10 protein-coding genes are annotated in these 11,237 nt (G+C 43.8%); all 10 read right to left on the minus strand.

Annotated elements, in window-relative coordinates:
• Positions 1-65: 65 nt before the first annotated feature.
• Complete coding sequence (locus RDS42_RS07380) at positions 66-1,448, minus strand: sodium:alanine symporter family protein (protein ID WP_331602959.1); 1,383 nt, start codon at positions 1,446-1,448, stop codon at positions 66-68.
• A 63-nt stretch (positions 1,449-1,511) separates the two neighbouring features.
• The gene (locus RDS42_RS07385) at positions 1,512-2,171 is read right to left on the minus strand and encodes an ABC-2 transporter permease (protein ID WP_308783071.1); all 660 of its coding nucleotides are present in this window, start codon (positions 2,169-2,171) and stop codon (positions 1,512-1,514) included.
• Positions 2,168-3,019, minus strand: coding sequence for an ABC transporter ATP-binding protein (locus RDS42_RS07390; RefSeq protein WP_308783072.1), 852 nt, complete (start codon positions 3,017-3,019; stop codon positions 2,168-2,170). Before RDS42_RS07390 ends, RDS42_RS07385 begins: the two co-directional genes overlap by 4 nt.
• A gap of 3 nt (positions 3,020-3,022) precedes the next feature.
• Positions 3,023-3,394, minus strand: a complete 372-nt coding sequence (locus RDS42_RS07395) for a GntR family transcriptional regulator (RefSeq protein ID WP_308783073.1) — start codon at positions 3,392-3,394, stop codon at positions 3,023-3,025.
• 115 nt (positions 3,395-3,509) lie between these two features.
• Positions 3,510-4,439 carry a substrate-binding domain-containing protein gene (locus RDS42_RS07400; RefSeq protein WP_308783074.1) on the minus strand — a complete coding sequence of 310 codons (930 nt, stop codon included), beginning with the start codon at positions 4,437-4,439 and terminating at the stop codon, positions 3,510-3,512.
• A complete protein-coding gene (locus RDS42_RS07405; protein ID WP_308783075.1) occupies positions 4,436-5,650 on the minus strand; it encodes a response regulator in 1,215 nt (404 codons plus the stop codon). Before RDS42_RS07405 ends, RDS42_RS07400 begins: the two co-directional genes overlap by 4 nt.
• 12 nt (positions 5,651-5,662) lie before the next feature.
• Positions 5,663-7,444, minus strand: a complete 1,782-nt coding sequence (locus RDS42_RS07410) for a sensor histidine kinase (RefSeq protein ID WP_308783076.1) — start codon at positions 7,442-7,444, stop codon at positions 5,663-5,665.
• A 173-nt stretch (positions 7,445-7,617) separates the two neighbouring features.
• Positions 7,618-8,592: a substrate-binding domain-containing protein gene (locus RDS42_RS07415; RefSeq protein WP_308783077.1), complete on the minus strand. Its 975-nt coding sequence runs from the start codon at positions 8,590-8,592 to the stop codon at positions 7,618-7,620.
• A gap of 98 nt (positions 8,593-8,690) precedes the next feature.
• Complete coding sequence (locus RDS42_RS07420) at positions 8,691-9,674, minus strand: ABC transporter permease (protein WP_308783078.1); 984 nt, start codon at positions 9,672-9,674, stop codon at positions 8,691-8,693.
• A 14-nt stretch (positions 9,675-9,688) separates the two neighbouring features.
• Positions 9,689-11,197, minus strand: coding sequence for an ATP-binding cassette domain-containing protein (locus RDS42_RS07425; protein WP_308783079.1), 1,509 nt, complete (start codon positions 11,195-11,197; stop codon positions 9,689-9,691).
• Between the last annotated feature and the right edge of the window lie 40 nt (positions 11,198-11,237).

The raw sequence follows: 11,237 nt of genomic DNA on the forward strand, positions 1-11,237 counted from the left end.
AAGTGGAAACCGGAAGCTTCCGGTTTCCACTTTCATTGCTTTTCTCAGTAACCCTGTATAAACAATTATCGGTTTTCTTTTATCTCTTTAAAAAATTTCTTTGTTTCATATATCACCACCGGACTTAATCCCAGGATGCCGATCAGATTTGGAAATGCCATCAGCGCGTTTGTGATATCTGCCAGGATCCAGATAGGCTCCAGAGAAAGAAACGGGGCCGCTGCAATACATCCGATATACAGCAGCTTGTACTGCCGGTTCCACTGCACTCCTCCGGTAAGATATACCAGGCATCGTTCTCCATAATAATTCCATCCGATGATAGTCGTGAAAGAGAAAAAAATCAGTCCAATGGTCACCATATACATTCCGATATTTCCCGGAAGTCCCTGATTAAATGCCGCATTGGAAAGCTTGCCTCCATCCAGCAGAACGCCGCCCACAGGTGTTTCCAGCAGTCCGGAGGAAATCACCACGATTCCTGTCATAGTACAGATAATGATAGTAGTAAAAAATACACTGGTCATAGAAATCAGTCCCTGGCGCACACAGGATTTTGTCTTTGCTGCCGCTACAACGATAGGAGAACTTCCAAGACCTGCCTCATTTGTATATACACCTCTGGCAATACCGGTCCGCATAGCAGTGATCACTGCTGCCGCCGAAGCAGTTCCTACTGCCCCTCCAAAAGCGGCATCAGGTGTAAACGCGCTGACAAAAATAGCCCGAAAGGCTCCTGGTATTGCTTCATGATTAAAAGCCAGCACTGCCAGAGAGCCGATCACATAAGCAATAGCCATAAACGGAACCACAGCTTCCGCCACCTTGGAAATCGACTGGATTCCCCCCAGGATCACCGCAGTTACTGCCACCGTAACAATTACTCCAACCAGCCATGCCGGAACACCAAAAGCAGATTCCACAGATTCTGTGATAGCGTTTACCTGCGGAAAGGTTCCACACCCCAGCAGAGCTGTCACTACTCCGAAAAATGCAAACATTTTCGCAAGCCAGACCCAGTTTCGTCCCATTCCTCTTTCAATATAATACATCGGTCCCCCGGCAATCTGTCCATTTTCATCTGTGGTACGGAACCGGACTGCAAGAAGTCCCTCTGCATATTTCGTTGCCATGCCCAAAAGAGCTGAGATCCACATCCAGAAAAGGGCTCCGGGACCGCCTGCACGAAGAGCTGTTGCCACACCTACAATGCTTCCTGTGCCAATGGTAGCAGCAAGCGCTGTACAAAGAGATCCAAAAGCAGAAACATCTCCTTTTCCCTCTTCTTTTTCAAAAATATATCGAATTGCCCGCGGAAGCTGAGTAAACTGCAGCCCCTTCAGACGGACAGTCAGATAAAGTCCTGTAAAAAGCAGCAGTGCCATGGTTGGTATTCCCCAGACTGCTGCCTGTATTTCTTTTAATACTGATAAAATTATAATCCTCACACCTTTCCTCCAGACAACCCGGATATGGTGTTCAGTATATCATATTTTTCGCCAAAAAGAAACTCAGAACTCCTTTTTTTCCAGGATTCTTACACTGCAAAAGTAAGAAGCAGACATGCAGATCCCATAAAAAATAAACAATGTCAGAACTACTGCTCCATTTGGAACTTTTTCCAGACTTTCCATTGCTCCGCTGAAACTTACGCCAAAACTTTCCAGCATATGTTTCCCGGCAAAAAAAACTATCCACACTACGATCACCATACCCATGGCAATGATCCGTGATTTTTCCGATCCGAATTTCAGTTTGGCCGGGATCATAACTGCCAGCATCAGTCCTGACGTAAAGAAAAATGCTACCAGTATTGCTATCTGAGAATCAGATCCTCCCTGAAACGGATTGATCCGAAATACCAGGGCTCCCAGAATCACAGCCACAACAGCACCTGCCAGTCCCAGCAGGATACTCAGAAGATATTTTTCTTTTGCATAAACGCTTCTGTCAGCAGAAAGTGTCATCAGCCAAGGCATTCCATTATCAAACTCATCATAAGAAAGTGTGGAAGGCGCCGCAAGAGAAAACATGATCACCAGAAAACTCAGAGAAAAATCCCTCATATCTTCATTGACCAGTCCCAGCACCATGCAGAACAAGCTCACTCCTACATAGATCTTTCCTATATTTGCAAGAAGCGCCAGATCTTTTTTTAACAGTCCCTTCATAATGTCTCTCCTTTCGCCATCATGGTCAGCACCTCATCCACCGAGCCTTTTTCTACAGCCAGAGAAGGATAATTCTCCTGATAAAACTGCCTCCGGTCTGTCAGACAGCTGAATCCAAAAGCTTCTTTTTTTACTTTCAGGATATACGTTTTATCAAGCTTCTGAAAATCATGGGAATCCATCTTCAGCACTCCGTAATTTTCCAGGATCACATCGGTTTCTTCTCTGAGAATGATCTTTCCCTGATGGATCATATAGATCTCATCGCAAAACTGTTCCAGATCTGAGGAAATATGAGAGCTGATCAGGATTCCCCGTCCGGGAATTTCCATATATTCTCTCAGAAGATCCAGAACAGACTCTCTTGCCATTACATCCAGACCGGCTGTAGGCTCATCAAGAATCAGAAATCTGGCACCATAGCTCATGGCAGTCAATACCTTCAGCTTTGCCTTCATACCAGTAGAAAAATCCTTTATCTTTTTGTCCATAGGGATCTGAAACCTGCCGCATCTGTCCTGAAACTCCTTTTTCCGAAAATCCGGATAAAAATCTCCCATAAATCCTGCAATCTGCTTCACTGTCAGATAACCGGAAAAAAAGCTGTCTGAAAGAACTGTTCCAATCTGTCTTTTTTCCTTTTCTCCCAGTTCATCACTGTTTTTTCCAAATATCTTTATCTTTCCGGAATCCGGCTTCAAAAGTCCGAGAATTGTTTTAAAAGTAGTGCTCTTTCCTGCCCCGTTGGCTCCGATCAGCCCTGTAACACAATCTTCCGGAATTTCTATCGTGCAATCCAGTTTGAAGTCCCCATATTGTTTTTTTACATGATCCAGTTCTGCAAGCATAATTTATTCCTCCATTATCAACTGAAACAATTCACAGATTTCTTCGTCTGTCACTCCCCCTGCACGGGCTTTGCGGACAGCCTGATCCAGATCGTTTTCCAGTTCTTTTCTTCGTTCTTCCATGAGCAGCCCCTGATTTGCCTGCGCGATAAAACTTCCTTTTCCATGGACTGTATTGACCAGGCCTTCCTCTTCCAGATAGTCATAGGCCTTTTTTACCGTAAGAGCGCTGATCTTCAATTCTCTGGAAAAAGCCCTTACAGAAGGCAGTGCCGTTCCGGGAGTCAGTTTCCCGCTTATAATGTCCTCTTTGATCTGTGATACAATCTGTTCATAAATCGGGGTCATGGAAGTATGGTTGATGATGATATGCATATCTCTTCCTCCTCTTCACAAACAGTATATAACAGTATATTACTGTTGTCAAGTGTTATATACTGTTTATCAAAAAAAGCCAGAAAGAGGATACTCTTTCCGGCTTTTCCGTTTTTTATTTATTTTCCGTGATCAGCTGAGGCTCTATGGTTAAATTATGAGCGGTCTCTTCTCCATAAAGAAGTGCAAGAGCAGCATCATATGCCATAGAACCAAAGTCCGGACTCTGGATCGTGGCATCCAGAATCCCTCTGTCCACAAGATTCAGTCCCGCGCTTTCTCCTTCAAAACCGTCCACTCCAATAAGAGGGACACCTTCCGCCGCTCTGTACTGCTGACATGCCAGAAACGCACCGTAAGCCATTTCATCATTAAAAGCAAACACTATGTCTGCCGGCTCATGAGATACCAGGTAGTCCTTCATGCGCAGCTCTGCCTGATCCCGCAGCCAGTCTCCGTAATCATAGACAATCTGCTCCTGAGGAATCCTGTCCTTAACAGCATCCAGAAATCCTCTGTGTCTTTTTTCAGAAATAGGAGAACCTTTTACCCCTTCTATTACCACGATCCTGTCGCCCTCCTCATACAGATGTTCAAGAATATACTCTCCTGCCAGTCTTCCGATCTTCTCATCATCTGCCTGGATCAAGCTTGTACAGCAGTCTTTCTCTGAACCTACTCCCGCCATTACAACAGGTATCTTCTCTCTGACCTGTTCCAGGGTTTTATCTAACGATCCGCTTCCATCCGGGGATACAATAAGAAGATCAATTCCATTATCCAGCAAAGACTGAATATCCTGAATCTGCTTTTCCGGACTGCCTGCCGCATCACGGAAAATCATATTAACTGCCGTGTCCTCTTTTTGTCTTTCCGACAACACCTGTACCAGATTGTTCAGCCAGGGTTCCATAACATTTGTAAGACTTACTCCGATCAAATATTGATAGCTGTCTGTATGGATATCACTTTTTCTTCCACAGCCCGATATGCCCAGGAGACAGATCAGGACAACTGTCACCGCGCTTCTGTATGCTTTTTTCATTCTTTTTCTCCTTTGCATACCAGATTTTTACGAAATTCTGAAGGCGATACCCCCTGACAGTTTTTAAAAGCAGCAGAAAAATAATGCTGATTGCTGTACCCAACCTGACCTGCGATCTCATTAATGGACAATTCCCGATTCTCCATAAGGGCAATTGCCTGGCTGATACGCAGCCTTGTAAGAAATTCTTTAAAAGAAATCCCTATTTCCTGTTTCATCATCCTGCTGAGATAAGAAGCGCTGCATCCTATCGCATGGGCTACCTGCCCCAGATCCAGTTCCCGTTCTCCATAATGGTCGTAAATATATTTTCTTGCCTCCAGTACGATCGGCTTACACTCCATAAATTTTCTTGCCTGACTCCTCATTCTTACACAGGCATCCGGAAGTTCTGAACCACTGCAGCTTTCAGTAAAAACACAACATTTCCCTCCTGTCTGCATTTCTATCTGCACCTGCATCTGTTCCAGAAATTCCTCTATTCCGGATGGAATATCCTGAAATATACCGATCACATCCTGGTATCGGCTCATAAATACAGCAACAGGATGAAATTCTCTTAAATGCTCGCTCATGATCTTTTCTAAAGTCATTTTATATAACTCGTCTGATACCGTACCTCCTGCAAGCTTACGTTCATATCCCGGCTGAACCACAGTCATCACAAGAGTGATCCTATCCGGCATGCCTAAATGAAGGAGCTCTGCCTGTTCTTTCCATTCATTCGGAGAAAGCTTCCCCTCAATCCAGTCATTCAAAAAAACATCCTGCAAATATGTCTGATTTTGTGCCAGCTGTTGTTTCACAAGATCCATGAATTTCTTTGATTTTCTGGTTTTTTCCAATTCTTTTATCACAGCCAGAACAGCATTTTTCAATTCTTCCTCTACAATGGGCTTCAAAAGATATTCCGAAACACCAAGCCGGATTGCCTGCTTTGCATAGCCAAACTCATTAAATCCAGATATAATGATCACCTGGCATTCCTGCTCTGTTTTTCGGATTTCTTCCAAAAGCTGGATTCCGCTTAATTTGGGCATACAGATATCAAGCAGTATAATATCCGGATGAAACTCTTTTATTTTTTTCAGAGCATCTGCACCATTTCTTGCCTCTGCACAGACAGACACAGGCAGTCCAAACCCTTCCATGGTTTCTCTCAGACCCTGACGGATCTTCGGCTCATCATCTGCGATCAAAACATTCCACATAATCTTCCCCCACTATATCTGTTTCATACGAAGAACTGCTATGGTTCCTCCTCCCGGTCTCTGTTCATAATGAAGTCCGCAGGTATCTCCAAATGCAATCCTCACCCGGTCATTTACATTCAAAGTCCCATATGCCGTCACCTCACTTGTACGTTCTTTCTGCCTCAGCCAGAAATTCAGTTTTTCACATTCTTCCTGACTCATGCCGGCTCCATCATCTTCCACCTGAAGGATCAGATATTCTTCCCCCTCAGAATAAGCCCGGATCCATATCTTTCCTTTTTCTCTGTCAGATTCTTTGATTCCATGATAAAGTGCGTTTTCTACCAACGGCTGCAGACACAGTTTCATTACACTGCACTTAAGAAGGCTCTCATCTACCTGAGTTTCATATTCAAATAATTCCTCGTACCGAAACTTCTGAATATCCAGATAGCTTTTTACCATGGCTATCTCCTGCGACAGAAAAATATACTCTTTTCCCTGGCTCAGGCTGATCCGGAAAAAATTAGACAAAGCCAGAACCATATCCACGATATCCTGAGCATGATATTTTTTCGCCATCCACTGGATCGTGTCCAGTGTATTATAAAGAAAATGAGGCTTGATCTGTTCATGAAGTATTTTAAGCTCTGCCTCCCTTTTCTTTTTCTGTTCCTTATATACCAGTTCCAGAAGTTCACTGATCTTATCCACCATAGAGTTAAATGCATCTCCCAGCTGGCGGATCTCACCCTTATAATGGTTGTCAAAATGGACATCCAGATCTCCTGTCTGAGCCCGTTTCATCAGCCTGGACAGATTTGATATGGGCCGTGTAAAAGATGCCGAAAACAGTACGGAAGCCACTACAGCCAGCACTGCAACAAGAACAGCGCTCCATATGGAAACATGTTTTACATATGCCACTCCCTCTATGGTCTTGCCCCAGTCAAACACACCTACTGCCGTCAGATCTGTAAGACGGGAACGGCTGTATATCACATTATAATCTTCACCCTCGATCCGACAGCGTACCTGTCCGCTGTCCTTTTCCGAAAACCATGAAGGATTCATTCGGTATACAATCTTGTTCTGAGGCGCATATACAACCTTTCCGTGACTGTCCTGGATATATCCAAACCCTGTCTGACCCATGGTAATGTCTTCCACCAGATTCTGGATGCTTTTCAGATCCATATCCACCAGGATCACTCCCACCGCCTGTCCGGTGTCCTTATCTGAAATCATTTTTGCTGTACTTACATACTGATCTGTACTATGATTTTTCCAGCTTTTCAGATTCCGTCCAAAACTGTCCGTATTTAAAACAAGATTTCCATGTGCAGCCAGCGCTTCCTGATACCAGTCTTCTCTTGTAAGAGAGTTTTTCTGAAGACGATAGGAATCATTTGACAAATACTGCCCTTTCTCACTGACAAGTACCATATTAAGGTAATCCTCATATGTGTCGCTGTACTGAAGAAGCAGTTCTCTGACCTGTCCCTCTAAAATTACTCTTCTTGCCTGCTGCTTCTCAACATCCAGCTTCAGATATTCCTGAACACAAGGGGTATTTCCCAGTACTTCTGCATTATCCGAAACAGACTGAAAAATAAGATCAAGCGAGCGCAGTACCTGATTCTGTATCTCCATGGTATTCGCATAGGAATGTTCCTCCATTGAACCCTGATAAATGATATTTCCAGCCGTAGTGATCACAATGGTAACAAGCAAAAGAAGTCCACAGTTAAGCACGACCATTTTAAACAGCATATTATCCGGATGTAATATTTTTTTGATCATCTGCAGCATACCGTACCTCCAATGCTACCTATCATAATGTATCTGCCACTTTCTGTCAACCGCTCTGTTTTTCAGATATTCGTTTCTCTTTTCTGACAAAAAGGGAGGCTGAAAACCATCCCTGATTTTACAGCCCCCTTTGTTATTTTTTACATAATTTCCTGGATCCTGACTGAAAAATATTATTCTGCTGCTCCGCCATATTTCTCAAGAAGCTCTTCTGCATTTTCCGGAGTAACGATCTCAGAAGTAAGAGTCAGAGTTTTTTCAAGCTCTTTTCCCTCTACAAGAAGCTGGTATGCACTTTCAATCGCCTCTGCACCTCCGGTAGGATAAACCTGGGTCATGCTCAGTCTTCCGTCCATTACGCTACGGATACCGCCGTCCGGTGTAGGAAGTCCATCAAATCCAACAAAGAGAATGTCTCCTTCTCTGCCTGCATTCTTCGCTGCAATATAAGCGCCCTCTGCCATTGGGTCGTTCAGTGCCAGGAACAGATCGATCTCGTCATTTGTCTGAAGCATTTCCTCTGCTACAGTGATTGCTTTTTCACGAAGCCAGTCAGCATTATTTTCTGCAACGATCTCAACTTTATCATTTTTCTTGATACCCTCACGGAAACCATTGTCTCTGTCGATTCCGCCGGAAGTTCCCTCAAGACCTTTGATCTCGCAAACCTTTCCTCCGTCCGGAAGAAGAGTATCTGCTACATACTCGCCTGCAATACGTCCCATATCTACGTTGTCTGCACCAATAAACTGTGTGTATTTATCTCCATCGATCTTTCTGTCCAGAAGGATTACCGGAATTCCTGCATCATAAGCTGCACTTACTGCATTCGTCAGAGGAGTTGCCTCATTAGGTGAGGTAATGATCAGATCTACTCCCATCTGTACGAAGTTCTCAATATCAGCGATCTGCTTGGAGTTATCCTGTGCTGCATCTGCAAAGATCACTTCAAACTCCGGATGCTTTTCTGCTGCCATTTTAATCTGATCATTCATGGCAACACGCCATGGCTCGCCAAGATTACACTGTGACATACCAATGACATATTTGTCTTTTTTCTCTGCTGCAAATGCAGGAACTGCGCTCACTGCAAGTGTGGATGCTCCGATTGCTGCTGTCAGCAGGATACTAATGGCTTTCTTATTCATATTGTACCTTCTTTCTCCGGCAGTTTTCACTTCTTTTTTATTTTTAATCTTCCTTTCTGCTGCCGGACAGTGGAAGAATTTATTTACATTGTTATATATCAGTCTTTTACTTTATCTGCCTGCATAAATACAGCGATGATGATCAGAAAACCTTTTACCATAAGCTGAAGATTTGAGTTCACACCTTTCAGACCCAGAACATTATCCAGCATGCCAAGGATCAGCGCACCGATCAGGGTACCGATCATCGTTCCCTTGCCACCTGCCAGACTGGTTCCGCCAATAGCGCAGGCTGCAACAGCATTCAGCTCATATCCCTGACCTTCATTAGGACCGCCCTGACTGATCTGGGCTGCATGGATCATGGCTGCAACAGATGCCAGCATAGAACAGATCACAAATGCATAAATTTTGATCCGGTCAACCTTAATACCGGAAAGGTACGCTGCCTGGCGGTTTCCGCCAATAGCATATACCTGACGTCCAAATCTGGTTTTGCTCAGGATAATCTGAAAAATAATAAGCAGAACAATAAAAATAATAGCCGGTACCGGAACCACACCGCCAATACGCATCTGAAGAACCTCAAATGCAGGAGGAGCCATTCCTTCTCCTTCTCCATATGCCAGAGGAATACCAATACCATTTGCCCAGAATCTGGCAAGACCACGGGCAATATTCATAGATGCCAGCGTTACAATAAATGCCTGAAGATGAAGCTTGGTAATACACAGACCATTGAAAAGTCCAAAAAGTCCGCCGATCACAAGGCTTGTCAGCACAGCCGGAATAAAACCAAATCCACTCATAACCATCAGATAGGCACATCCGGTAGAAATAAGCCCTACAACAGAGCCTACAGAAAGGTCAATATCACCAAGAATCAGAATCAGTGTCATACCAATGGCGATAATACCGTTTTCCGATACGGCACGGAGCACATTCATCAGATTTCGGATATCAAGGAAGTTATTTCTTCCGTCTTTTACACAGATGGTAGAAGCTACCACAAAGATGATTACCAATGCGATCACACTCTGCATCTGTTTCAGCACAGCTTTTACTTTTGCTTTGTTTTCCATTACATTTCCTCCCTCTATTTTGTTGCACTTTCAAGCAGTTTTTCCTGCGTTGCATCCTTCTGCAGGAATTCTCCCGTCAGTTCTCCTTCACAGAAGGTAACGATCCTGTCAGAAATTCCGATGACCTCAGGAAGCTCTGAAGATACCACAATAATAGCCATTCCCTGTTTTGCCAGATTATTGATCAGCTGATATATTTCCGCTTTTGCGCCTACATCAATACCTCTGGTAGGCTCATCAAGCAGAAGAATCTTTGGCTCAGTCATCAGCCATTTTGCAAGAACAACTTTCTGCTGATTTCCACCGGACAGAGAGCTGGCCAGGGTTTTTGCTCCGGGTGCTTTGATCCTTAATGTTTCCATCTGTTTCTGCCAGATATTTTTTTCTTCCGATGTTTTCATAAAAAACATTGGACTGAACTTTTTCAAAAGAGGAAGGGACATATTTTCTCCTATAGATCTGGAGAGCACCAGACCAGTACCCTTTCTGTCCTCTGTTGCAAAGGAAATACCTGCTTTAATGGCATCAGAAGGAGTCTTTATGGAAACCTCTTTTCCTTCTATATAAATATGTCCTTCTGTTTCTCCATGATGTACTCCTGCGAGACATTCAAAAAACTCTGATCTTCCTGCACCGGCAAGTCCCGCAATTCCAAGAACCTCTCCATGACGTACATAAAGTGAGATGTTTTTTAAAGATCTGCGGAAGCTTCCTTCCGGAGGTGTATAGCTGAGTTCCTTTACCTCCAGTGCAACTTCACCTTTTTCAGTAGGATCTTTCGGATACTGTTCACTCATATCACGTCCTACCATCATCTTGATGATCTCATCTTTCGTCGTTTCAGCTGCTCTGACTGTTCCGATATACTGGCCGTCACGCATAACGGTCAGTCTGTCTGCAATCTTAAAGATTTCTTCCATTCGATGGGTGATATAAATGATACCTTTTCCCTCGCTTCTTAATCTTCTGATAATGTTAAATAATTTTTCCGCCTCTTTTTCACTGATAGCAGAAGTAGGCTCATCCATAACAATGATCTCCGAGTTCAGAGAAATGGCTTTTGCAATTTCTACCAGCTGCTGTTCACCAATACGAAGATCCTTCAGTTTTTTTGCCGGATCTACCTTTACGTCCAGCATTTCAAGATACTTCCTTGATTCTTCGATCATACCCTTAAAATCCACCGCCGGTCCAGCCTTGGATTTCCACCTGCCAAGAAAAATATTCTCTGCCACACTAAGCTCCGGTACAATCTGCAGTTCTTGATGGATCTTTGCAATTCCAAGCTTCTTAGCGGTAATAGGATCTGAGACATGGACCTTTTCGCCTTTCAGATAAATCTCTCCTTCTGTAGGCTGAAGGGATCCGCTCAAAATATTCATGAGGGTTGATTTACCTGCTCCATTTTCGCCCATCAGAGCCAGGACTTCACCAGCATAGAGGTCCAGGGAAACGCCTTTCAGCGCCTGCACGCTTCCAAAGGTTTTACTAATATCTTTCATATCAAGTAATTTCTTTTCCATAGTTCCTCCTTTTCGTTCTCTTTATTTTCAATACATACAT

This window comes from uncultured Blautia sp., assembly GCF_902497045.1.
Lineage (GTDB): Bacteria > Bacillota > Clostridia > Lachnospirales > Lachnospiraceae > Blautia_A.